Source organism: Chondromyces crocatus, assembly GCF_001189295.1.
Lineage (GTDB): Bacteria > Myxococcota_A > Polyangia > Polyangiales > Polyangiaceae > Chondromyces > Chondromyces crocatus.
In genome coordinates, this window is sequence record NZ_CP012159.1 from 2,317,055 (window position 1) to 2,341,291 (window position 24,237).

At 66.8% G+C, this 24,237-nt stretch carries 17 protein-coding genes and 1 riboswitch; of the genes, 8 read left to right on the forward strand and 9 right to left on the reverse strand.

Annotated features, from left to right (window positions below; all coding sequences use genetic code 11):
- Positions 1–54 precede the first annotated feature (54 nt).
- The 4 genes from CMC5_RS08650 to CMC5_RS08670 all read right to left on the reverse strand — a co-directional run bounded on the left by CMC5_RS08650 (position 55) and on the right by CMC5_RS08670 (position 5,081).
- Positions 55–1,416: a chymotrypsin family serine protease gene (locus tag CMC5_RS08650; protein WP_050429952.1), complete on the reverse strand. Its 1,362-nt coding sequence runs from the start codon at positions 1,414–1,416 to the stop codon at positions 55–57.
- A 116-nt stretch (positions 1,417–1,532) separates the two neighbouring features.
- Positions 1,533–2,891 (reverse strand): chymotrypsin family serine protease, encoded by a 1,359-nt coding sequence (locus CMC5_RS08655; protein ID WP_156338369.1) that lies wholly within the window; start codon positions 2,889–2,891, stop codon positions 1,533–1,535.
- 414 nt (positions 2,892–3,305) lie between these two features.
- Positions 3,306–4,343: an aldo/keto reductase gene (locus CMC5_RS08665; protein ID WP_050429955.1), complete on the reverse strand. Its 1,038-nt coding sequence runs from the start codon at positions 4,341–4,343 to the stop codon at positions 3,306–3,308.
- A gap of 66 nt (positions 4,344–4,409) precedes the next feature.
- A complete protein-coding gene (locus CMC5_RS08670) occupies positions 4,410–5,081 on the reverse strand; it encodes an SH3 domain-containing protein (protein ID WP_156338370.1) in 672 nt (223 codons plus the stop codon).
- Positions 5,082–5,187: 106 nt separating this feature from the next.
- Between CMC5_RS08670 and CMC5_RS08675 the strand changes: the two genes are divergently transcribed.
- The 4 genes from CMC5_RS08675 (at position 5,188) to CMC5_RS08690 (ending at position 9,307) form a co-directional block, all read left to right on the forward strand.
- Positions 5,188–6,399: a GNAT family N-acetyltransferase gene (locus CMC5_RS08675; protein ID WP_050429957.1), complete on the forward strand. Its 1,212-nt coding sequence runs from the start codon at positions 5,188–5,190 to the stop codon at positions 6,397–6,399.
- 76 nt (positions 6,400–6,475) lie between these two features.
- Entirely contained in the window at positions 6,476–7,198 is a 723-nt protein-coding gene (locus CMC5_RS08680; RefSeq protein WP_050429958.1) for a dienelactone hydrolase family protein, read from the forward strand.
- Between the two features lie 1,069 nt (positions 7,199–8,267).
- Positions 8,268–8,933: a hypothetical protein gene (locus CMC5_RS44110; RefSeq protein ID WP_156338371.1), complete on the forward strand. Its 666-nt coding sequence runs from the start codon at positions 8,268–8,270 to the stop codon at positions 8,931–8,933.
- 146 nt (positions 8,934–9,079) lie between these two features.
- A complete protein-coding gene (locus tag CMC5_RS08690) occupies positions 9,080–9,307 on the forward strand; it encodes a hypothetical protein (RefSeq protein WP_050429960.1) in 228 nt (75 codons plus the stop codon).
- Positions 9,308–9,316: 9 nt separating this feature from the next.
- Here CMC5_RS08690 and CMC5_RS08695 read toward each other — a convergent pair whose 3' ends face one another.
- The 5 genes from CMC5_RS08695 to thiC all read right to left on the reverse strand — a co-directional run bounded on the left by CMC5_RS08695 (position 9,317) and on the right by thiC (position 16,204).
- Positions 9,317–10,333, reverse strand: a complete 1,017-nt coding sequence (locus CMC5_RS08695) for a hypothetical protein (protein ID WP_156338372.1) — start codon at positions 10,331–10,333, stop codon at positions 9,317–9,319.
- 179 nt (positions 10,334–10,512) lie between these two features.
- On the reverse strand, positions 10,513–12,027 hold the full coding sequence (locus CMC5_RS08700; protein WP_050429962.1) for an SBBP repeat-containing protein: 1,515 nt from the start codon (positions 12,025–12,027) through the stop codon (positions 10,513–10,515).
- Positions 12,028–12,061: 34 nt separating this feature from the next.
- Positions 12,062–12,829, reverse strand: coding sequence for a hypothetical protein (locus CMC5_RS08705; protein ID WP_050429963.1), 768 nt, complete (start codon positions 12,827–12,829; stop codon positions 12,062–12,064).
- 117 nt (positions 12,830–12,946) lie between these two features.
- Positions 12,947–14,068, reverse strand: coding sequence for a Hint domain-containing protein (locus CMC5_RS08710; RefSeq protein ID WP_050429964.1), 1,122 nt, complete (start codon positions 14,066–14,068; stop codon positions 12,947–12,949).
- A gap of 408 nt (positions 14,069–14,476) precedes the next feature.
- Positions 14,477–16,204, reverse strand: a complete 1,728-nt coding sequence (thiC, locus tag CMC5_RS08715) for a phosphomethylpyrimidine synthase ThiC (RefSeq protein WP_082362331.1) — start codon at positions 16,202–16,204, stop codon at positions 14,477–14,479.
- A riboswitch (TPP riboswitch) is annotated at positions 16,196–16,300 on the reverse strand. Its footprint overlaps the gene before it by 9 nt.
- Before the next feature lie 163 nt (positions 16,301–16,463).
- Between thiC and CMC5_RS46420 the strand changes: the two genes are divergently transcribed.
- From CMC5_RS46420 to CMC5_RS08735, 4 genes are all read left to right on the forward strand, one after another.
- Positions 16,464–16,886, forward strand: coding sequence for a hypothetical protein (locus tag CMC5_RS46420; protein WP_050429965.1), 423 nt, complete (start codon positions 16,464–16,466; stop codon positions 16,884–16,886).
- A 2-nt stretch (positions 16,887–16,888) separates the two neighbouring features.
- Positions 16,889–17,173, forward strand: a complete 285-nt coding sequence (locus CMC5_RS08725; RefSeq protein WP_050429966.1) for a hypothetical protein — start codon at positions 16,889–16,891, stop codon at positions 17,171–17,173.
- Positions 17,174–17,844: 671 nt separating this feature from the next.
- On the forward strand, positions 17,845–22,164 hold the full coding sequence (locus tag CMC5_RS08730; protein ID WP_245678356.1) for a copper oxidase: 4,320 nt from the start codon (positions 17,845–17,847) through the stop codon (positions 22,162–22,164).
- An 8-nt stretch (positions 22,165–22,172) separates the two neighbouring features.
- A complete protein-coding gene (locus tag CMC5_RS08735) occupies positions 22,173–24,233 on the forward strand; it encodes a YncE family protein (protein ID WP_245678357.1) in 2,061 nt (686 codons plus the stop codon).
- Positions 24,234–24,237: the final 4 nt, after the last annotated feature.

The window sequence follows — 24,237 nt, forward strand, 5'->3', positions numbered from 1 at the left end:
CACAGGGCGGGCGATGGTTGATTCGAGATCAGGTGTCGGGCTTTCGAGGAGCCCTCATTGCAATGAGATGGCGCCGCTCCCACCCATCTCGTTCTCCCCGTCCCATAGCAGGCTGAAGTAAGCCAGTTCGTCTGTGGCTCCCCAGGTAATTCCGACGGCGTCGACGTTCGACGTCGTCCCATGGCGCACGAACACAGGGCCTCCGCTGTCACCGCCAGCGGCTCGCGTTGCGATGACGTACTGGCACTTCAGATGAAAGTTGTCTCCAGCGACATCGGTATCGATGCAGGTATAGGTGAGTGGGCCGTGCATCTGTCCCGTCGTCCGCCCCATGCGATCGACATCGATGCCCGCGAGGAGGGCCGAAGGGAGCGTGCTGTTCGCGACCTGATAGAGAAACGTCGTGTTCTGGATGATGTCGAGCCCGCAGGACGTCTGTGGCAACTGGCAGCGAGCGAGGGGCATGGCCATCTTGCCGAGGCGGCCCGTCGTCCGCGTCGTGTCGTACCTGACGAAGGCCACGTCACTGCGCCGGCAACGGCGACCGCTGGGGCAATCGGCGCCGGTATAGTACGGTGCATCGTGGGCCTCGGTGCCCACGAAGTCGAAGGGAAGCCAACCTTGCGACTGGTAGAACGTCGTCCCTTCCGTTCCACCTTGCGTGTCCGTGCAATGAGACGCGGTGAGGAAGCCGCGTCCGAGCACGAAGTGATTGGCATTCCAGCCGAGCGTGCAGCCCGAGTGCGCCATCCGTGGGGTCGAGACCTGAAGCCCAGCCACGGGAGGCCACCAGCGATCCCGCAGCGTGTCGGACGTGAATCGAACGGGTTCGACGTTCTCGATGACACAGGCCTCCACCGGCAAACCCGCGGTGGTGACGTACTTCTCGACCTGTCGCCGCGCCTCCTCGGTGCTGACGCCGATGCGGATCCGGTTCTTCGTCTCGTCGATGTCTCTCAGGACCACGCCGGGTACGCTGAACACGTCTCCGATCGTTTCGTACCACCTGTAGAGCTCATTCCAGTCGTACCGGCCCTGCTCGAACCGGAACTCGGGCATCTCGAAAGGAACTGCGGGATCGCGCCCCCAGGCGAGCATCCGCGCGAGCACGGGCTCCAGCATGACCTTGGCCTTCTCCACGGTGTTGGGATCCGTCAAGAAGACCACCGCCTGCCCCTGGTCCATGTAGAGCCCCCCGAAGCCCGGAACCGCCTCGGCGATCACCGCGAACTGCTCGTTCGCGTCCATCGCGACCTCACCCCAGGCGAAATCCCGGAGCCGCTCGGCCGACAGCGCGACGGACGGTGGAGGTGATGCGTGAGACCCTTCCCCTTCCTCGGAGCAACCCATCACCCCTGCGACCCCCGTGAAACAGGAGAGCAGGAGCAGCGGAAGGGACCAGGTGCGGTGTGTCATGGCGATTCCTCTCGAAGGTCACGAGGCGCTGAGGGGCATTCAGCGCCATTCAGGCGATGTCGCGGGGCTCCAGGGGAGCAGCATGCGGGAACTCTGTGCCGGGGCGCGTCAGGTCCTCATTGCAAGGAGAGGACGCCGCCACCGCCCATCTCGTTCTCCGCGTCCCAGAGCAGGCTGAAGAAGGCGAGGTTCGTGGCGCCTCCCCAGTGAATGCCCACGGCGTCGACGAACGACGTCGTGCCGTGACGCAGGAAGACGGGGCCACCGCTATCCCCAGGAGCCGATTCGGTGGAGATGACGTACTGGCACTTCAAGTGCACATTGCTGTTCGCCACGTTCGTATCGACGCAGGTGTGGGCGAGGGGGCCGTGCATCTGGCCCGTCGTCCGCCCCATGCGATCGACGTCGATGCCCGCGGTGAGCGCCGACGGGAGCGTGCTGTTTGCGACCTGATAAAGGAGCGACGCGTCGTGGATGACGTCGAGCAGGCAAGAGGTCGCCGGCAGCTCGCAGCGCGCGAGCGGCATGGCCAGCTTGCCGAGACGTCCTGTCGTCTTGCTCGCGTCATATTTGACGAACGCCGCGTCACTGCGACGGCAGCGGAGATTGGATGGGCAATCGAAGCCCGTGTAATACGTCGCGTCGTACGCCTCGGTGCCCACGAAGTCCGAGTTGAAGATGTTGTGCCCGGCCTGGTAGAACTTCGTCCCCTCGGTGCCACCTCGCACGTTCGTGCAATGGGAGTTGGTGAGGAAGCCGCGACCCAGCACGAAGTGGTTCGCGTTCCAGCCCAGCGTGCAGCGAGAGCTGTCGTCGTTCCGGATCTGCAGCCCGGCGACCGGCGGCCACCATCGGTCCTGGAGCGAATTGGCCTGGGTTTGAACGGGCTCCACGCGCTCGATCAGGTACGCGCCCTCCGGGACGCCGGCGGTGGCAATGAACTTCCGGGCGTGAAGTGCCGCCATCTCCGTGCTGACTCCGATGCGGATCTGGTTCTTCGTCTCGTCGATGTCCGTCAGCACCACGTCCTGCAGACCGAGCACGTCACGAATCTCTCCGTACCATCCGTAGAGCTGGGTCCAGTCGTAACGACCTTGCTCGAAGCGGATCTCGGGCTTCTCGAACGGCGCCTCGGGGTCGCGCCCCCACGAGAGCAGGCGCTCGATCACCGGCCCCAGCGCCTCCTTGGCGTGCTTCGCGGTCGCGAGGTCCGTCAGGTAGACGACGGCCTCGCCGCCATCGAAATAGAGCCCCCCGAAGCCTGGAACGCCCTCGGCGATCAGCGCGAACTGATCATTGGCGTCCAGCTCGACCTCGCCCCAGGCGACGTCGGCGAGCGCGTCGTGCGCCATCTCGACGGGGGCCTGAGAAGAGATCGGCTCTCCCTCCTCTCCTGGCGAGCAGCCGACGAGACCGATGGCACCCACGACCCAGGAAAGCGCAACAAGACGAGTGGACAAGCCATGAAATTTCATCTCGAGATCATCCTCGATGGAGTCGACCGCGCGAATGCAGTCGCTCCGTTTCCGTCATGCCCGCCGCTCCTGGTCGTGACCGCGGCGCCCTGGAGGAGGCTCCGACGAGTCGACCCCTGCACAGGAGGGGGGCGCTGACGTGTTGCTGCCTTCGCAAGCCACGTACCAGTGCGCGCGCCCGCGCCGACGGCATCATTTCTGGGGAATGTCGCGCCATCTCGCGCCGTCGGCGCGGAAGCCTCGGCCGTGTCGTGCGAGCTTGGCGCAACTCGCGCAGACCTGACCTGCTTCGCGCCAGCGCCGAGCGGCGCTGCGCGTCAGGCGGCCGTCACGCCGTGGCGTCCGGGGGTTGCGGTGGTGGGAGGAGATGAAGCGCCGCGGCTCGGGACGAGTGACGCGGCCTTTCGGAGCCGGCTACTTCTTCTGGAACGGCTGCGGCACGCGCCCGGCGCCCTGGGTTTCGAACATCCAGCCGGGGTACTCGCGGGGCAGCTTCGACACCTCGTCGAGCTTCGTGATCTCCTCGGCCGTCAACGTCAGCGCGGTGGCGGCCAGGTTGTCTTCGAGCTGGTCGACCCGCTTTGCCCCGATGATCACGCTCGTCACGAACGGCTTCGACAGCACCCACGCCAGCGCCACCCGCGCCACCGTCGCCCCATGTGCCTCGGCGATCTCGCGCATCGCGGCCACGCACGCCCACGCCCGGTCCTTGTCCACCGGCGGGAAATCGAACGCTGCCCGCCGCGCGCCCTCCTCCTCCTTCGCCCCTGGCCCGAACTTGCCCGACAGGAGCCCGCCCGCGAGCGGCGACCACACCAGGCAGCCCACCCCTTCCGACTGCATCATCGGCGCGATCTCACGCTCCAGATCACGCCCCGCGATCGAGTAGTACGCCTGCACCGTCTCGAATCGCGCCCAGCCCCGGTGCTCCGCGAGCCCCACGGCCTTCATCATCTTCCACGCTGCCCAGTTCGAGCAGCCCACGTAGCGCACCAGGCCCTCGCGCACGAGATCGTCCAGCGCCCGGACCGTCTCCTCGACCGGCGTGACCGCGTCGTTCCCGTGGATCTGGTAGAGGTCCACGTAATCGAGGCCGAGCCGCTCCAGGCTGCGCTTGATGCCATCCATGATGTGGCCCCGCGAGGCCCCGCGATCGTTCGGCCCCGAGCCCGTCGAGCCGTACACCTTCGTGGCGATCACCACGTCGGAGCGCTTCACCTTCAGGTTCTTCAGCGCCTGACCGAGGATCTGCTCCGAGCGACCCTCCGAGTACACGTCGGCGGTGTCGATGAAATTGATCCCCGCCTCCAGCGAACGGCGCACCAGCTCTTCGGAGTTCTCCTGGTCGAGCTGACCGATCGCCTTCCACATCCCCTGGCCCCCGAACGTCATCGTTCCCAGACAGATCTCCGACACGTAGAGCCCTGTCCTACCCAGCTGACGATACCGCATGCGTTCCCTCTTCTCTTCGCGCTTACCCGCCCGTCGACCGGCCGCGTTGCCGCGCCGGCCGCCACGTCATTGAATCTTCAGCACCGCGCCATGCACCCACCCGCTGGCGGGGGTCGGCGCATCCACGGTCTTCACCCGGAACCACGTCCCTCCTCCGGCCGTCGTCGAGTTCGTGATCTCCACGGACGCCCCTTGCGGCAGGAATGCCACCATGTCGCCCTTGAAGTCCGGCTTGCTGCGCAGCACGGCCCGGGGCTGCCCTTCGGCCAGGCTAACCACGGCCCGCATCGTCTTGTTCCCGGCCGGTGTGCCTCCGGGCGCCGCCCCCTCCTCCCCCTCGGTGATCACCGGAGGCAAGGGCTCCCCCGGCAACGCCGAGCGTTTCTCGCCGTCTCCACTCGAGGCCCCCCCGGCCTCGCTCGACCCACCCAGACGCCCCTGACTGTAGAGGATCACGCCCCCGCAGATGGCGGCGCTCACCACGGCCAGCCCGCAGATGACGAGGAGGGGCTTCAGCGTCCCCTGCTTCGGAGGTGGCGAGGCCACCTGCACCAGCGAAGGTGGCGCCAGCGCAGAGGGCAGCGGCTCCCCCGGCCCCAGCGGCGGCCCTCCACCGTACCCCACGCCCGCTGGACCCATGCCCCCTGGCCCCATGCCCCCTGGCCCCATGCTCCCCGACGCATCGGGTCCCCAGCCGCCTTCTCCCCCGGGTTCCCCGTCCCCGGCGCTGTGTTTCATCCCCGGCTCGGCCATGCCTGCTCCCTGTCATGCGACCATGCGCTTCGCGCATTCTACACCTCGCACTCCAGGATCCTTCCACCTCGTCTGGTGTAGCCTCCCCACCATGACCATCGACATCCGCCTTCTCGGGCCGGAGCAGCACGCCGAGTTCGTCCAGCCCCTCCTCACAGCGTTCGGACTTCCCGTCGACAACGAGCGCATCAACCACTCTCAGCGGGTCGAGGAGCTGACGCACCGATTCGCTGCGTACGAAGGGGACTCGGTCACGGGCTGCGCAGGTACCTTCAGCTTCGACATGACCACGCCGGGCAGCATCGCCCCCGTCGCGGGTCTCACGCTGGTCGGCGTCATGCCCACGCACCGACGTCGCGGCATCATGACCGCCCTCGTCCGCCGCCACCTCGACGAAGCGCGCACCGAAGGCAAGGCCTTCTCCGCCCTCTGGGCCAGCGAGGCCGCCATCTACCAGCGCTTCGGCTACGGCCTCGGCTCCATCGGCTGCGCCGCCTCCATCGAGCGACACCACACCACCTTCTGGCCCGAGCTGCCGCGCATCGGGCGCGTCCGCATCGTCACCGAGGCCGAAGCCCTCGACCTCTTCCCTGGCATCCACGACCGCGCGCGCCCTGGTCAGCCCGGCATGCTCTCCCGGTCCACCTCGTGGTGGGAGCACCGCCGCCTCGTCGACTTCGAGAAGAGCGGCCCCCCCCTCCAGCGCGCCGTGCTGGAGATCGACGGGCAGCCCGAGGCCTACGCCCTCTACCGCAACCAGCACCGCTGGGAGTCCACGTTCATCCCCACCGGCAACCTCCAGGTCATCGAGGCCATCGGCACGAGCTCCCTCTCCACCCGCCTCCTCTGGCGCTACCTCTTCGACATCGACCTCTCCCAGCGCATCGAGGCCTTCCACCTCCCGCCCGATCATCCGCTCCTCTACGCCCTCACCGAGCCGCGCCGCCTCCGCCTCACGCAGTACGACGGCCTCTGGGTGCGCATCCTCGACATCCCGCGCGCGTTCTCGGCCCGCTCCTTCGCCAGCCACGACACCGTGATCTTCGATGTCTCCGATCCGGTCTACACCGCGAACACCGGCCGCTTCCGCCTCGACGGCGCCGCTGGCCTCTGCACCCGCACCGAGCGCGCGGCCACACTCAAGCTCGACATCGCCACCCTGAGCACCGCCTGGATGGGTGCAGCCACCTTCCGCCGCCTCGCCGATGCCGGCCGCGTCGAGCAGCTCCAGGAAGGCGCCATCGATCGCGCCGACGCCCTCTTCCACTCCTCGCGCGCCCCGTGGTGTCCCGAGACGTTCTGAGCCAGCGCGCCCACCGCCTTCTCCCGCTCGCCGCGCGTCGTGTAAAGTCCGCCTTCCCACGCCAAGGAGGACTCCCATGACCCAGACGATCACCACCGAGAGCGTCACCATCCAGGTCGCCGACGGCACGACGATGGGCGCCCACGTCGCGCGACCCGCAGGCTCGGACAAGCTCCCGGGGGTCATCCTTTTGCAGGAGATCTTCGGGGTCAACGAGCACATGCGCGACATCGCCAGCCGCATCGCCGCCGAGGGCTACGTCGTCATCGCCCCCGACCTCTTCCACCGCACCCACCCCGGCTTCATCGGCAGCTACGACGACATCCCCGGCGGCATCAAGGTCGCCAGCGCATACACGAACGAACACGTCGAGGCCGACCTCCGCGCCACCTTCGCTCACCTCACGACCATGGAGGGCATCGACGCCGAGCACGTCGCCGTCATGGGCTACTGCATGGGTGGCCGCCTCGCCTTCACCGCGAACGCGCTCATCCCCGTCCGCGCTGCCATCAGCTTCTACGGCGCCGGCATCTACCCCGACAAGACCCCTCTCGCCCCCGCTCTGCACGGCCCCACGCTCTTCTTCTGGGCCGGCAAGGACAGCTTCATCCCCGCCACGCAGCGCGACGCCGTCATCGCGGAGATGCGTCGCGTCGGCAAGCCGTTCACCAGCGTCGAGGTCTCGCACGTCAACCACGGCTTCTTCTGCGACGCGCGCAGCGACTACGACGCCGCCGCTGCTGCACAGGCCTGGGCAGTGACCAAGGCCTTCTTGAAGTCGCACCTCGCTGGCGGCTAGCGGCAGAGCGCCGGGCCGACCCGAGCCGGCGACCGTCCATCGGCGCGCGGCCATCATCCTCCCTGTGCTGTGTCCCTACCCCTCCGGGGAAAAGTGCACGCGAACTTCAGATCGGCATGGAGTCACCAGCACGCCGCCTCTCGACAGCGGTCCTGCCTGCCATCGACCGATGCAATCGGCCTGACCCTGGGCTGCCATGGAGCGCGGACGCGCCAGCCTCCCGAACGTCGCCCTGAATTCTGTTTAGGACGTTGATGACCAGGTCTCTGGACAGTGAAATCAGGGTCCGCACAGGATGTTTGTGAGACCAGGTACGTAGTTTCGGTGCGATTGGACACCAACGTCGTGCTTCCGGAAGCACGAGCAGGAGGTTCCAGGAGCACGAGCAGGAGGTTCCAGGAGCACGTGCAGGAGGTTCCAGGAGCACGTGCAGGAGGTTCCGGAAGCACGAGCAGGAGGTTCCAGAAGCACGAGCAGGAGGTTCCAGAAGCGCGTGCAGGAGGTTCCAGAAGCACGAGCAGGAGGTCCCAGAAGCATGAGCAGGAGGTCCCAGAAGCACGTGCAGGAGGCTCCAGGAGCGCGTGCAGGAGGTTCCAGGAGCGCGTGCAGGAGGTCCCAGGAGCGCGTGCAGGAGGTTCCAGAAGCACGTGCAGGAGGTCCCAGAAGCACGTGCACATGCTTCCGGAAGTACGAACAGGAGGTTCCAGGAGCACGAGCAGGAGGTTCCAGGAGCACGTACACGTGCTTCCGGAAGCACGTGCAGGAGGTCCCAGAAGCATGTGCAGGGGGTCCCAGAAGCACGAGCAGGAGGCTACAGAAGCACGAGCACGTGCTTCCGGAAGCACGTGCAGGAGGTCCCAGAAGCACGAGCACGTGCTTCCGGAAGTACGAGCGCTTCATCTCCTGGGACGCACTGTCCGACCCTGTTCACTCTTGAGGCAGGGGTTCGAGCCATGCTGCCATAGGTATTGCTCGGGCCCATTGTATTCCAATCCATGGAGAAGCTGTGCCTACCACTGACGAGATCCGTTCATTTTGCGATGAGATTCTGCGTCAAGAAGCAGCCCACATGGCTGGCAAGTCTGATTCCGAGATAGAAGCAAGGCAGTCACGGATCTCGGAGAGCGAGTTTGCTCACCGCCTGAGAGCCAGGTTCATTGACCTCGACACTTTCCTCAACGCGCAGGGTAAGTCGAGTGAACGCGATATCGTTTCCGATACTTTTCGCCTGGAGATCGAAATTCAGTATCTGGCGGATCGGTCCTCTCAGGGCGAAGACGTCCCCATGGGCGATTGGCAATGGCTAATTGGCAGCAATCCACGTTTGCCGGCCAGGGATTTTGTCAGGCTCTGGTGGCTCATTCTGCCGCGCGTTGGCTACGGCTTCGGCAGCACGGGCGCCGGGAAGGGTGCAGCAAAGGAGACCGGACGCTGGAACGTTCAGGATTGCCTGTCCTTCACTCCAAGAAGCGATACCGTTCATCTTCCATACATTCCCATTGTCGAGGCAGTCTGGCCCAGAGGCCGACGCAACGATGTGCCAAGTCCAGCGCTGAAGTTTTGTCGATCGCCAATGAGGGAGACGATTCTGGAGACAGAGTTGAATGGAAATCTTGTCCTGGTACGCGCCGATGTACTGGGAGATCCCTACAATGATTCTGTCTGGGGGATGTTCTATGCGCCTGTCACAGAGGATGAGGCAAATGCACTTCCTCACCATGTACGATTGCGTTGAGGAGAGTCGAAACCCTGGCGCCGCTGGCACCCACGTCCCCTGACCTGGCGCCGTCTTGACGGTTCATGCCCCACGGGCGAACTTCTCCGCGAACTCGATCGCCGATTTCTACGGATCGAATCGCTCCGTCACACGCGGATCTCGGCGTGAACCATGGCCCCGCCGTCCCCGAAGAGGAGGTGCCCTTCGGGAACGTCTTCGTTCATCCAGCGGCGTGTGCGGTGTTCGAGGCGAGCCAGGCCTTCCCGGAGCAGGACTGCTTCGCCTGCCACCAGGAGCACGCGGCCGTCGCTCACACCTTCGTGCAGTTCTACCCCACGCTGTACGAGATCGCGGCGACGCACGGCACGCTCCGCCCGGATCTTGCCAATTGAAGCGTCACGTCACTGCGGCAGCACCTCCGCCGGAATGGAGCGCGACATGAGCACGCGGTTGATGTAGCTGGCGTCCTCGTCCTGCTGGCCAGCAGTTCCAAGGAACCATCCCTGGGCGGCCACGATGCTCGAACCACGGTCGCGGCGCGTCGGCTTCACGGTGTGAACCAAGCCCTGGTGAGGAACGACCTCGATCGAGACGATGGTGTCCTCATCCCCGTCGAGGGTGAGCAGCGTGTCACCGACGTCGAGATCCTGAGCATCGACGAGGCGCCCCTGTCCCTGGACGATGGGTTGCTCGCTGGTGACCTGAAGGCGCCTGCCGGATGCGGTGCGGATCTCGTGGACGACCAGCGCGTCATCGCGCAGAGCAGAAGGTGGGAGGAAGGCCTCGGCGTCCCCTGTTTCCACGTGGAGCGTGGCGCCGGGGGCGAGCACCGTCGGCGCGGATGTCGCCTCGCGCTGCGTCGTGGGCAGGGGCGTGCTCTCTCGTGGAATGACGAGGCCCTGCGTCGAGGTGTCAGGGGTCGCGGTGCAGTATGCATTGACGTAGAAGGTCGCGCTCGTGGAGCCATTGGCCCTGTAGAGATGGCAATCCGCCCCCTGGCCGACATGAATGCGTGGCTGGAGGGGCAGACCACTGCTGGTCGAAGGCTGCGTTCCGAAGATCGGGTACATGGGCCTTGTGCGTTTGTAATGGTCTTCCTTCGTCCAGAGGGCGAGGCCATCTTCGTCGCGGAGCTGTATCGGAAGTGGGGAGGCGGCGGTGTACAGGCGATCGATGAACGCGAGGTTCACCGCATAACCGAGTGCAACGCTCGTGAAGGTCCTGAAGCCTGTGGGGTTGAGAGATGGCCAGTCCTCCAGGTATTCGATCAAGCGCTCATTGCCATTGCGTGATGGGCCGCCATCGACGATCTGGGCAGGCGACGGTGTGCTGGCCTGAAAGAACATCGCATCGAGCGCGCAGGTGCGTGCCCACGCAATCCGCCTCCTTGCTTCAGCCGGGCTGAGGCTGTCGTCCATGCAGCGTTGCTCGACGTTGATGATGGCATTGTCTGCCCGTGCCTCAGGGCAAGCGAGCAAGCTCGCTACGACCATTCCAAGGATCGAACGCAGGCTGGTCGAGGTGTGCAACAGGGCCTCTTTCAATGGCTGAAGGCATGTCGATCGAGCAACGAGACCCCTTTCGGGGCTACGCAGGCCTAAGGAACGGTGCTCGGCTCAGGCGGCCAGGCCTTGAAGTTCGGCACCTGGAGCAAAACCATGTCTCTGCCCCCCAGGTTCGGCTGGCCAGGCACCAGGTGTCCGTTCGTGTAGCCAGCGACGAAGACGTTGCCGCAACCATCCACCGCCACGCCAGCGACGTGATCCTCTTCCGGTGAACCCGCCTGCCAGACGGCTGGCGGCGCGATCATCGTGTGCTGTGTGTCGAACCGGAGGACGAACATGTCCTCACCGCCGCGGTGCTGGTGTCCAGGGAAAGCGCCGTAGGTCAGCCCGGCGACGTAGACGTTGCCTTGCGCATCGAAGGCCATCGACGTCGGCCAGTCGCTCTCGCTCGTGCCGTACTGCGCAATCCACAGCGTGGCCCCCGTGGCTGGATCGAGCCTGGCGAGGAACACGTCCTGCTGTCCGAAGGTTCTCTCTCCGAGGGTCAGGAACGTCGCGCCGGTCACGTAGAGGCTCCCGTCGGGGGCCATCGCCACGGCATTCACCGCGTCGACGGCGATCGGAGAGAGGACGCGCCGCCAGTCCTCCATGACGCCACCGTCGGGCTTGCGGGCGAGCTTCTGCACGAAGGCGCCGCGGCCGGTGCCGCCCATGAGCGCGCCTCCGACGTACACGTGATGGAACCCGCCGGGGGCCACCGCCACGCTGGTCAAGAGATCGGGGTCGGGGGCTGTGGACTGCCGCCACCAGGTCGTCGCGAGGGCGTCGGAGGAGGCGTCGACGTCGGCGCGCACCAGGGTTCCGTTCTCGAAGTCGTACACGGCGGAGATGGGGGCATGGATGTCGTCGTATCCAGCGACGAAGACGGCGCCGTCCGGATCGACGACGACCTGTCGGGGGTGCTGCGGTCGCTCGTTGCCCGCTTGGTGGAGCGTCAGCGCCTCGCCGCTCGTGGAGACTTCGGCGATCACGAGGTCGAAGGACCCCTGGTTCGCGAAGCCCGGGAAGCTGCCGGTCGTGCGCCCGGCGACGACGAGCTTCCCGTCGGCTCCCTCGTCCGAGCGCGGGTGAAGGACGAGGCTCTCGCCGCTCTCCGCGCCCGGCGTGTCCCAGACTTGCTTCCAGGCTTGCCGCCCCGAGGGGTCGAACCGGGCGGCTACCATGCGCGCATTCCCGTTGGGGACGAGGTTGGTGCTGGCGAACCCTCCCCTCTCGTAGCCCGTGACGTAGAGGTTGTCGTCGCGGTCGATGATCAGGGCCGTGATCTCGTCATGGAGGGGCGTGCCGAGCTGGAGATCACCCTTCCAGGCCCCGGCGCAGGCAGGCGGTCCTTCGCCTGCGTCTCCGTCTGCTTCCGCGGACCCTCCGCCGCCCTGGGCCGCACCGCCCTGGCCTCCAGCGCCTGCCGTGGCGTCGCACGGCAGGGGCGGCGAGGGGTCGGGGTCGCTGGTGGGTACGCTGCTGGAGAACAGCTCGAGGCAGCCACCCGCCGAGCAGGCGATGAGGGCGGGCAAGAGGGCGTGAAGAGAGCGGAGCGAGGGAACCATGCGCGATCTCCGGGTGCGGGTCGTCCTGCGGGCTTCAGGGGGCAATGGCTGCGTCGCGGATTCGCTGCGCTCGCGCCTGGACGTCGTCGCGAAGGAAGAGCAAGAGCTTCTCCAGACGGCTCCCCCGCGCCCTGTCGACGAGGGCGAGGGCGCGGTCCTGGCTGTGCTCGTGGAGCAAGGTGAACAGCTCGCGCTTGTTGCCGGCGAGGGAGTACCGCATGTCCAGGCCGAGCCCTTCGCGGAAGTTGTCTTCCAGGACGAGCTCTTCGATGACGCCGAGAATGGCTTCACGGCTGGGGTTCGCCTCCCAGGCCAGGGCGTCGTCGAGGTAATCGATCTCCATCAGACGGCGCGTGTTGTCGCGCAGGTTTTCTCGGCTCTCGGGTGGGTGGGAGAGATCGCCTCGGACCTTGGCGAGCATGGCCGGGTCCGAGAGCATCTTCTGGTAGGCGGCGCGGCCTTCCGTATCGAGGAGCACGCGGTTGCGGTAATGGGCGATCAGCGCGAGTTCACGGTCCCCGTCCACGGCGAGGCGCACGACGTCCGCGAGATACCGTGCGTCGTCGCGCATGGCCTCGGGCTCGACCCAGGCGGGTCGGACGTCGGCGGGGGGGGCGATGGGAAGCGTGCTCGCCAGGCGGTGCGTCGTCGCTCGACGCGGCTGCTCGGAAGGCTCGTGAGCGGCGGCCGGGGTGGGTGCGGGAGCGGGGGTGTCGCGGCGTCGTCCCACCAGCACGAGGCTGATGGCCGAGATGACGATCCCTGCCGTCAGTAACGCTCTGGCATCGATTCTGCGCATCATGACATCGCTCCCTTGGCCATCCCGGGTGGCCTCCTGCGTCCATCACGCACGAGAGACCGTGCTCGACCCCTGGAGAGGAGCACGGCCGTCCCTGCGTCGCTCATCCGGAGCGGAGTCTCACTGCGGAAGCACGTCTTCGGGGATGGAGCGCGTCATGATGACGCGGTTGATGTAGCCGACGTCATCGTTCTGGTAGGCGGATGAGCCGACGAGGAAGCCCTGGGCGATCAGGAGGTTCGAGACCCTGTCGCGGGTGGCTGGCTTCAGGTTGTAGACCTTGCCTTCATGGGAGACGACCTCGATGGAGAGGATGGGGTCTTCGTTCCCTTCGATGTCGAGCAGGGCGTCACCGGCCCGCAGGGTTTGCGCCTGGACGAGCCGGCCCTCTCCCTGGATGACGGGGTGCTCGTTCGTGACCCGGAGGAGCCCACCGGATTCGGTACGAATCTCGTAGATGATGTGCTCGGAGTCGCGGAGCTCGGCGGTGTAGGTGGCGACCTTGTTCCTGGAGAGCGTCACGTCGTCCAGCGTGGCCGAGGGGGCGAGCGTCATCATCTCCGGGGTGCGCTCCAGGAGCGCCGTCAGGATGGGCTTGTAGCCGTCGGGAAAGAGGACTTCCTGCTCCGGGGTGTAGCAGCTCGATGTGCAGTAAGCATTGATATAAAAGGTGGTGCTGACAGTTCCATTCGACTTATAGAGATTGCAATTCAGTGGTCCGTTCTTCGTGACTCTCGGGAATAGTGCCTCCCCCTCCAACTCGGTAGTATGTGTACCGAACGTCGGATACATCGGGCGGGGGCGCTCTTTGCTTTCGTCTTCGCTCCAGAGTTTGAAGCCGCGCCCATCGAGGGTCTGAGCGATGGGGCCAAACGAATAGAGCTTCGTGACGTAGATCGAATTGATCTCGTAGCCGAGGGCGAAGAGAGAATAGGCCCGGGCACCGGTCGGATTGGAGCTGGTCAAGTCTTCGAGATATTCGATGAGAGTCCCATTGTTGTTGCTGGATGGCATGAGCGTGTCGATGATCCGGGAAGACGCTGGCGTTGTTTTCTCCTGGTTGGACATGCTTTCCAGGCCGCAAGCGCGAGCCCATGCAATCCTGAGCCGTGCCTCGGTAGGGCTGAGCGAGTCGTGCTCACATCTGCGATCTATCTCTGCCAGCGCATGCGCCTGCGAACATAAGCTCGATACGGTGCCGACGAGCGCAATGGACAAGAATACGCCATTTCGTGTGCTCATTGGATGTCCTCCCCTGAACTCGGTTTGCGTTCGTTCATTCGGATGCGGGGCGGTGTCTGGTTCTCTACGTCGCCATCTCCGCATTCGGCGGAACGGTCCCGCAAGAAGTGCGCGCTGCCCACCCGACGAGCAAAGCTATGACCCGCGGGTGCTCATCGGGCGAGTGAAAACAGGCAGCTTTCGCACGTTTCACCGCGGTCGTGCTCGCTCTCCGTCGCAGCCGCATGCCCTCGACCGAGCTGGTTCGCGTCCGAGCATCGCGCTGCTGCGCCACGGCTCTTCGCCGCGGACCGAGAAGGTCACGCCGCGGTCTCGCGGATGTCCTGGCTGGCACCTGGGCGGGGGGAACCCAGCGTCACGTCCTCGTCCCTGGGTCCCCTCCGCGGCCGTCGCGCAGCCGTTGGCCGATCAGGCCGGGTCTTCGGGCACGTAGAGTGCGCTGCCCACGCCACGGAACTCCGCGGCCTTCTCCTGGAGGCCGGCGGCGAGCGCTTCGTCTTCGCCGATGCCCTTCGCGGCGGCGTAGTCCCGCACGTCCTGCGTGATGCGCATCGAGCAGAACGAGGGGCCACACATCGAGCAGAAGTGCGCGGACTTGGCGGCCTCGGCGGGCAGCGTCTCGTCGTGGAAGGCGCGCGCCGTCACCGGGTCCAGCGAGAGGTTGAATTGGTCGTTCCACCGGAAGGCGAACCGCGCCCGGGACAGGGCGTCGTCACGCTCCTGGGCGCCAGGGTGGCCCTTGGCCAGGTCGGCGGCGTGGGCGGCGATCTTGTAGGTGATCACCCCGGTCTTCACGTCGTCGCGGTTCGGAAGACCCAGGTGCTCCTTCGGCGTCACGTAGCAGAGCATCGACGTGCCGAAGGCGCCGATCATCGCCGCGCCGATGCCGGACGTGATGTGGTCGTAGCCCGGGGCGATGTCGGTCACCAGGGGGCCCAGCGTGTAGAAGGGCGCCTCGTGGCAGAGGGCGAGCTGCTGGTCCATGTTCTCTTTGATCTTGTGCATCGGCACGTGGCCGGGGCCCTCGATCATCACCTGCACGTCGTGCTTCCAGGCCACCTGCGTCAGCTCGCCCAGGGTGCGCAGCTCGCCGAACTGGGCCTCGTCGTTCGCGTCGGCGATGCAGCCAGGCCGGAGGCCGTCGCCCAGCGAGAACGAGACGTCGTACTTCTTCATCACCTCGCAGATGTCCTCGAAGTGCGTGTAGAGGAAGTTCTCCTTGTGGTGGGCGAGGCACCAGCGGGCCATGATCGAGCCGCCGCGGGAGACGATGCCGGTGATGCGCTTGGCAGTCAGCGGGACGTAACGAAGCAGCACGCCGGCGTGGATGGTGAAGTAGTCGACCCCTTGCTCGGCCTGCTCGATCAGCGTCTCGAGGAACAGGTCGATGTTCAGGTCTTCGGCCTTGCCCTTCACCTTCTCGAGGGCCTGGTAGATGGGCACCGTCCCGATGGGGACCGGCGCGTTCCGCAAGATCCACTCCCGGGTCTCGTGGATGTTCGCGCCGGTCGAGAGATCCATCACCGTGTCCGCCCCCCAGCGGATCGCCCACTGGAGTTTGTCCACCTCCTCCTGGATCGACGAGGAGACCGCAGAGTTTCCGATGTTCGCGTTGATCTTCACCAGGAACTTCCGGCCGATGATCATCGGCTCGAGCTCCTCGTGGTTCCGGTTCGCCGGGATGATCGCGCGGCCTCGCGCCACCTCGTCGCGGACCAGCTCTGCGGACACGTTCTCCCGCAGCGCCGCGAAGCGCATCTCGGGCGTGATCTCGCCTTTTCGGGCGTAGTGCATCTGCGAGAAGTTGCGATCGCCCCGGGCGAGCCGCGCCTCCACCCAGGGCTTTCGCAGCCTGGGCAGGCCCTTCTGCACGTCGTGTCCCTGGGGGCCCATGGTGTCGTAGACGCGGACGGGCGGCTGTCCTCCCGTCACCTGGATCTCGCGCACGGGCACGCGGAGTTCGTCTTCTTCCAGGTAGACCCGCCGGGACGCGGGCAGATCGGCCTCCACGGGGCCCAGCTTCGAGACGGGGGGCGAGGCGTCCACCTTCTTGCGCGTCGCGCCAAGGGTCGTCTCTGCCGCCGTGCCAATGACTTCGAGCTTGCGCGTCCCCGCGCCGTTTCCGGTCGTGCTCATTTTGCCTCCCTTCGCCGGCATTACCCGGATCAGGTTCAAGGGGTCGCGCTGGCCGTCCAGCGCCTCTCAGCCTTCGGGGCTCCCCCGTGTCTTTTGGCCTTGTACCGGCTGGCCGCGAGGGGCGCAAGGTGGCCGGGAGCCTCGCCTTGGGCGTTGGCTCACGATCGGGAGCAGGTTTCGGGCGGGCGTGCTCTGGTCGGCTCGGCGTTGGCTGGCTTATACTCAGCGGATGCTGGCGATGAGACTTCTTCCATTTCTTATGCTGTTCTCGGCATGTCTGAATGCGGGACCTCAGGGCTGCGGCGATTTCAGCAGCACCTGCACGGTTGACTCGGATTGTGCGACGGACGCCATCTGCGAGCCGGGCTTCACGGGCAACGCTTGCATACCGGCGCAGGAGTGTGTCTTCAGCGCGGACTGCACCTATCCGGATCAGTGCATCGAGCGGGATCCTGGGCCGCCGTCGCACCCGTTCGAGCTGGAGATTCCAAACAAGAGCGTATGCATGACGTGCACCGGCTCGATCTGCGTGGTGTCGAACCCCGGGAATGACACGAGCGTGTCGACCGGCGGATTCGGTGGCTTCGGGGGTCAGGGTGGTGAAGCTGGCGCGAGCGGCGAAGGCGGCGCAGGCGGCGCAGGCGGCGAAGACGGCGAAGGTGGTGCGGGAGGTGCGCAATGAAAATGCGTTGGATCTGGATTGCGCTGGGGCTCGCACTTGCGGGTTGTGGGCCTTCGGTCGAAGATCTCTGTGACGATCTCCTCGACGAATGCGATGACGCCATTCCCCACGGAGACTGCGTCGCGAACGGCGAGAGCCTGGAGCGGAGGGCAGAGAGGGCAGGCTGCGAGGACCAGTTCGAGGCCTATCTGGACTGCATCGACGACGAGCTGTGTGCCTGGGCGACGCAATGCACACGCGAGAAAGCCGCCCTGGTCACCTGCACTGGCGAAGACGCGTGGCAATGACGCGGTAGCGCCCCTCACGGATGGATGCAGGGTGGCGTCGAGAACATAGCGATGGCCGCCATTGTGTACGCCGTGGATTCAAAAAAGGGGTCTTGACCCCGAAGTCACCAGGTTACAAAACCAATTAAATCGTACCGGCGGAGCGTCCCCCCCGTCCACAGATAGCCCGCAATACCGGCGCCGTGGCGTTCACATCGAGCGTCCGTGGCGTTTCCCGTCGACGCAAGGAGGTGTGCTTGCTGACGACGTCGTCCAAGGTGTTGGGGTTGGCAACTGCTGTGCTCGCTCTCATGGGATGCGCGAGCAACGATGAGCCGCTCGCGGAAGGTGAGAATCCTCTCGAGAATCCGAGTCCGGGGAGCTGGCAACCAGGGTCTGGTTCGTGGTCTCCCGGTGAAGAGCGGGTGGTCACGGCCGACGTGGTGGCCATCGACCAGGTCTATGTGTACGACCGTTTCGGCACCTTCAATCCAGGGGGGCTGATCTTCGCGCTCAAGCGGGACGTCGTGGCGGCGGACCCGTCTCTGCCCATAGGACCTGGTAATGCCATGCTGCGGCCCGGGAAGCGACCCAGACCGCTCGTCTTGCGCGTCAACGTCAATGACAGACTGATCATTTCCTTCACGAACTGGCTGACGCCAGCGAGCAGTGCTCTGCCTAGCAGATCACCGATGACCCGGCATGCGTCGATTCACGTCACAGGTCTCCAGATCTGGGACATCAACGCTCTGGGCGGTAACGTCGGCCAGAATCCGAGTTCGCTGGCGGCGCCTGGAGAGACGCGCATCTACGAGCTGCACGCGGAGCGAGAAGGCGCGTTCCTCATGCAGAGCGGTGGTGCAATGGCCAGTGGTGACGCTCCAGGGCCGCCCATCCGGTCGGCCCTGCAAGGGCTGTTCGGCGTGGTCAACGTGGAGCCCGCGGGCGCCGTGGCCTACCGTTCCCAGGTGACACCCGAGGAACTCTCGGTGGCTTCCAAAGGGACGCGCAATCCGGACGGCACGCCCCGGCTCGATTACGACGCGGTCGACGCCGACGGTGTGCCCATTTTGCGCATCCTCGATGATCACGACGAGATTGTGCACGGCGATCTGAATGCCATCATCGCTCATTATGAGAGCACGGAGCTGGGGAGCCCCTCGTCGTTCGATCGGGGGGTGTTCCGGGAGTTCACGGCGCTGTTCCACGACGATCTCGGTGCGCAGCAGGTGTTCACCGATCTGCGTGCGGATCCGACGTTCATCTCGGCGCGGGCGGGCTTCGGGATCAACTACGGCGCCGCGAGCATCGGGGCCGCAGTGCTCGCCAACCGGTCCAGGATCGGGCCGAGCCGGGACTGCGTGGACTGCAAGTTCGAGGAGTTCTTCCTCAGCTCCTGGGCGAACGGCGACCCGGCGCTGGTGATCGAACGGGATGGGGTGGGGAACGCGCTCCAGGCGCTGTACCCGGATGATCCGTCGAACGTTCACCACGGGTACCTGGGCGATCCGGTCCGTTTCCGGAACGTCCACGCGGGGCCGCACCACACGCACGTGTTCCACCTGCATGGCCACCAGTGGCGGCGGTCGTCCGGGGACAGCGCGTACGTGGACTCGCAGACCATCGGCCCAGGTGGCGCGTTCACCTATGACATCAGCTACGGCGGCGGTGGAAACCGCAACCTGACGGTGGGGGACGCGATCTTCCACTGTCACCTGTATCCCCACTTCGTGCAGGGGATGTGGGCGCTGTGGCGTAGCCACGACGTGTTCGAGGCGGGGACGTCGGATCGCGCGCTGCCGGACGGTGAGGTCCTGATGGGGACGCCGACGCCGGCGGTCGTGCCGATGCCCGGTCTGGCGATGCCGCCGATGCCGACGTACGCGGCGGCTCAGGTCACGGTGAACGGGACGTCGAGCCAGCGTCCGGCGATGCCGGGGTATCCGTTCTACGTGGCGGCGGTGGCCGGGCATCGGCCGCCGCAGCCGCCGCGGGACATGGCGCACGACGGTGGGCTGCCGCGTCACCTGCTGACGAGCGTGCCTCCGGGGGGCGCGACGTTCGGGGATCGAGGCCGGTTCGACGTGCAGATCCACCAGGCGAACGTGAAGCTCTTGCCGTCCGATGGGACGCCCCTGGAGGTGTCGGCGAGCGCGTTCCACGCGGGGTTGTTCCCGGGGGCGGTGCCGGTCACCACGCCCTACGGGTTCAAGGCCAAGGGCTACCCGGCGTACACGCCCGAGGGGCAGTCGGCGAAGTTCCTGGTGAACGGGAATCCGCCTGCGGCGGGCGCGCCGTTCGCGGATCCCTGTCCTCCGAACGCGCCGGTCCGCTCGTTCCGCGCGGCTTACGTGCAGACGAATGCCGTCATCAACAGCTCCGGCTGGCACGACCCACACCTGAGGACGATGGTGCTGGAGGGGGACTACCAGGCGACGCTGGATGGGACGCGGCCGCTGGAGCCGCTCTACGTGCGGGCGCAGTCTGGAGAGTGCGTGGTCTTCCACGCGACGAACACCATCCCCGACGTGCTGGAGGAGGACGACTTCCAGATCTTCACGCCGACCGACATCATCGGTCAGCACATCCACTTGCTGAAGTACGACATCACCTCGTCGGACGGGGCGGCGAACGGCTTCAACTACGAGGATGGGACGTTCGCTGCGGAGGAGGTGCTGAGCCGCATCGCGGCGGCGAACGCGATGGGCGGGGCGTTCGTCGCGGATGGGACGACGCGGCTGTCGGGGCAGCGGGTGATGCTCGCGGCGACGTCGCATCCGACGCTGCCGGGGGCACCGCTCGGCGCGCAGACGACGACGCAGCGCTGGTGGGCGGACCCGCTCCTGGACACGCAGGGGCAGGACCGCGCGCTCAGCACGGCGTTCACCCACGACCACTTCAGCGCGGCGTCGCAGCAGCACCACGGGCTGTACGCGGGGCTCGTGGTCGAGCCGGCCGGGTCCACGTGGCGGGATCCGGCGACGGGGCAGATGTTCGGCGGGCGGTCCGATGGTGGGCCGACGAGCTACCGCGCCGACGTGCTGTTCGCGGCAGGCGACGCGCGGAAGCCGTTCCGTGAGTTCAACCTGAACCTCGCGGACTACGCGGTCGTCTACGACGAGTGCGGCGATCCGGTCCACCCGCCGACGTTCGTGCGGGCGCCCTTGCCGACCGCGATCTCGCACCGCCCCATCCTCGCACCCGAGGCCATCTCGCTGCGCGATCCGGGGACGCAGACCATCAACTACCGGAACGAGCCCATCCCGATGCGCATCGCGAAGCGGAACTGCGCACTGGGCACGACGACGCAGAGGCCAGGGCTGCCTGGCGACATGCAGAACGTGTTCAGCTCGATCGTGCACGGGGATCCGGCCACGCCGTTGCTGGAGGCGTACGAGGGCGACCGCATCATGGTGCGCGTGGCCCAGGGCGCTCAGGGCGAGCAGCACGTGTTCTCGATCAACGGGCGGCGCTGGCTGAAGGAGCACCACAACCCGGACAGCGGGTACACGAACGGGCAGCCCATCGGGGTGTCGGAGCAGATGGACGTGTCGCTCGACGCGGCGCCGCTGTTCTCGAAGAACATCGCGGGCGGCGCCGACTACATGTACCAGAGCACGGCGACGGACGATCTGTGGGACGGGATGTGGGGCATCCTGCGGGTCCACGGGGGGCCGACGCCGAAGCTGAAGACGCTGCCCAACGGCCTCTCGCCGTGGTCGTCGTCGACACCAGGGCAGATCTGTCCCTTGAACGCGACGATGCGGCGCTACGACGTGGTGGCGATCACGGCGCAGGGGAACCTGCCGTCGGGGCGGCTGGTCTACAACCAGAAGTACGGGCTGTACGATCCGGACGCGATCCTGTTCGCGCTGAAGGAGGACCTTTCGGGTCTCCGCGCCGGAACCAGGGCGCCCGAGCCGCTGATCCTCCGCGCCGCCGCGGGCGACTGCATCGAGGTCACCCTGAGCAACGAGCTGCCGGCCGTGATGCCGAAGCGGGATCACTGGACGGTGTCGCCGCCCATCGTGGAGGGGTTCAACACGAACCAGGTGAGGACCTCGAACCACGTGTCGCTGCATCCGCAGCTCGTGTCCTACGACGTGGCGGACAGCGACGGCGCGAACGTGGGGATGAACGGGTTCCAGACGGTCGCGCCAGGCCAGAAGCGCAAGTACACCTGGTACGCCGGTCGGGTCGTGACGGCGGCGAACGGGAGCGTGGTGCGTGAGCCTGCGGAGCTCGGGGCCATCAACCTGAAGGACATGGCCGACGTGGTGAACCACGGGATGCACGGCGCGGTCGGTGCGCTGATCGTCGAGCCGCAGGGCGCGACGTGGCAGGTGAAGGCGGGGACCCGGGCGCAGGCGCAGGTCTCGTTCCCGGGCGCGTCGGGGCAGGAGACGTTCCACGAGGTGGTGCTCGTCTACCAGGACGAGGTGGCGCTCCACAGCGACGACCCGACCTTCCAGTGCACGGACGCGACGCTCGGCTGCGGTACGGCGCTGCCGAACATCGGGGGCGAGGTCGACACCGACGTGTCCGGTCACAAGGGGTTCAACTACCGGGCGGAGCCGGTGTGGGCGCGGCTCGGGGTGCCCTCGGATCAGCGGCTCGGCGCGCTGCCGAACCTCGATCAGAGCGGTGTGTTCAGCTCGGCGGTGCACGGCGATCCGGCGACGCCGCTCTTCACGGCGAAGGTCTGGGACCGGCTGCGCGTGCGCATCCTCCAGCCTTCGGGGCACCGGCACCAGCACGCCTTCCGGCTCTGGGGCCTGGAGTGGGCGCACAACCCGTGGGCGGCCGGTTCTGGGTCGCTCAAGATGGGCTTCAATCCCTCGTCGTTCACCATCGGGGTGCAGAGCGGGATCGGGCCGATGACCGCCTGGAACCTGAACCCGGTGCATCTCGCCGGCGGGAAGTTCCAGGTGCCAGGGGATCGTCTGTACCTCGACCAGTCGAGCGTCGATCTCGCGGGAGGACTCTGGGGCCTGGTGCGGGTGACGCGATGAGGAGGGTCATGACCATGCGTGCGCTGTACCTGGCTGTGCTCTCCGGGCTCTGCACCCTGCCGGGGGCAGGCTGTGATCAGAAGGCGGCGGCCGTGTCGCGGGATGCGACGCTCGCGCAGCCTGGGCCGGGCGCTGGGCTGAAGGCCCAGGCGCGGCCAGTGGGCGAGGGAGGGAGGATCGAGGCGGGAGGACGGATCGAGCGCGACGGGCTCTCGATCGCCTTCTCGATGCGCCCTCTCGCGTCGGATCGTGGCTCCGGGGGACGCGTGGAGGACGATGTGGTGACGGCCGGCGCGGACGCGGTGGTCGAGCTCTTCGTCACCGACGCGAAGACCGGAGCGCCGGTGCGGGGGCTCGCTCCGCTCGGGTGGATGTCGCGGAGCGAGGAGGCCGCGCCGCTCGGCGAGGCGGGCTGTCGTTCGAAGATCAAGAACTACATGGCCGGGCTGCTCTCGGTGCGCCCGGACGTGGATCTCAACGACTACCTGCTCTGGACGCTCAACGAGGACAGCTCGCTGTCGGTCATCGACCCCCACGTCGCGTTCAGCAGGACCAAGCTGCGCAGCGTGGTCAGCCTCGCGGCGCCGGGGGTCGCGTTCACCATGACGCCATCGAACGAGAGCCTCTTCGTGACGCTCGGTGGCGGGCGCGGGGTGGCGATGGTGGACACGCGCCAGGCCATCGTGCGGAGGAACATCCAGGTGGGGCGCGAGCCGGCGGCGATCTCGATCGCGCCGGACGGGCGCTCCGTCTGGGTGGGGAACGACGGCGACGGGACGGTGAGCGTGCTCGACGCGCGCTCGGGCGACCTGCTGAAGACGCTGCCGGTGGGGCCAGGCCATCACGAGCTGGCCTTCTCCGGGGGCGGAGGGACGGCGTGGATCACGAACCGCGCAGGGGCGTCGGTGACGGTGATCGACGCGGTGGCGCTGGAGACCATCGGCCAGGTGGAGGTCGGTGAAGGCGCGGTCTCCATCGCGGCGAGCGACGAGGCGGGGGCGGTCCACGTCTCGCTCGGGGAGCGGGGGGAGGTGGTCCTGATCGACGCGGCACGCCGGGTCGTGACGGGCCGCGTCCCGCTGCATCCCGGGCTCGGGAACATGAGCTTCGAGCCGCGCGGGCGGTTCTCGTTCGCGCTCAACCCCGTGGCGAACGAGGTGCACGTCCTCGACGCGGCGACGGGCTCGGTGGCACACCACCTGACGGGCCTGTCGGCACCGGACGCGGTGACCTTCACCGACGCCTATGCGTACGTGCGCAACGCCGGGGCACCGAAGGTGTCGCTGGTCGACCGGGGGCTGCTCGGTGGGGACACGACCCCGCCGGTCGTCGACGTGCACGCCGGGCAGCGCGCGCCGGCCTCCGTTCGCTCCGGGCTCGCTCCGTTCGGGATGGCGCCGATCGCCGCCGCACCGGACGGCAAGGGGGTGCTCATCGCCAACGCCGCGGACAAGTCGCTCTACTTCTACACGGAAGGAATGATGGTGCCCGCCGGCTCTTTGCCCGGGTACGGGCGCGAGCCGCGGGCCGTGCTCATCGAGGACCGCTCGCTCGACGAGGTGCGACCGGGGGTCTACGCGACGTCGGCGCGGATGGGGGCGGATGGGCGCTACGACGTGGAGGTCCTCCTCGATCGGCCGCGGATGGCGGTGTGCCTGAAGGCGGAGGTTGCGCCCGCGTCCGACACCGTCCGTGCGAAGTGCTCGAACTCGGGGTGCATCGACGAGCCGTCCATCACGGTGGAGCCACTCTTCGACACGAACCTGTGGCTGGAGGCCGGATCTCCGGTGACGCTTCGCTTCCGCGCGGCATCGAAGGAGGGCCCGGCGCTCGATGCCAAGGAGATGGAGACCATGATCATTCGCTTCCCTGTCGGGTATCGATGGAGCGGTGCTCCGCAAGCCGAGGGCGACGGGACGTTCTCGGTCACCTTCACTCCGCCCAGTGCGGGTGAGTACCGGCTGATCGCCTCGGCGCCCGCGCGTGGTCTCCCGCCTGGCACGCTCCCGTTCGTGCCGCTGCGGGTCTTCGCGCCCGACACGGGCGTACCCCTGGGAGGGGTGCGATGAGGCG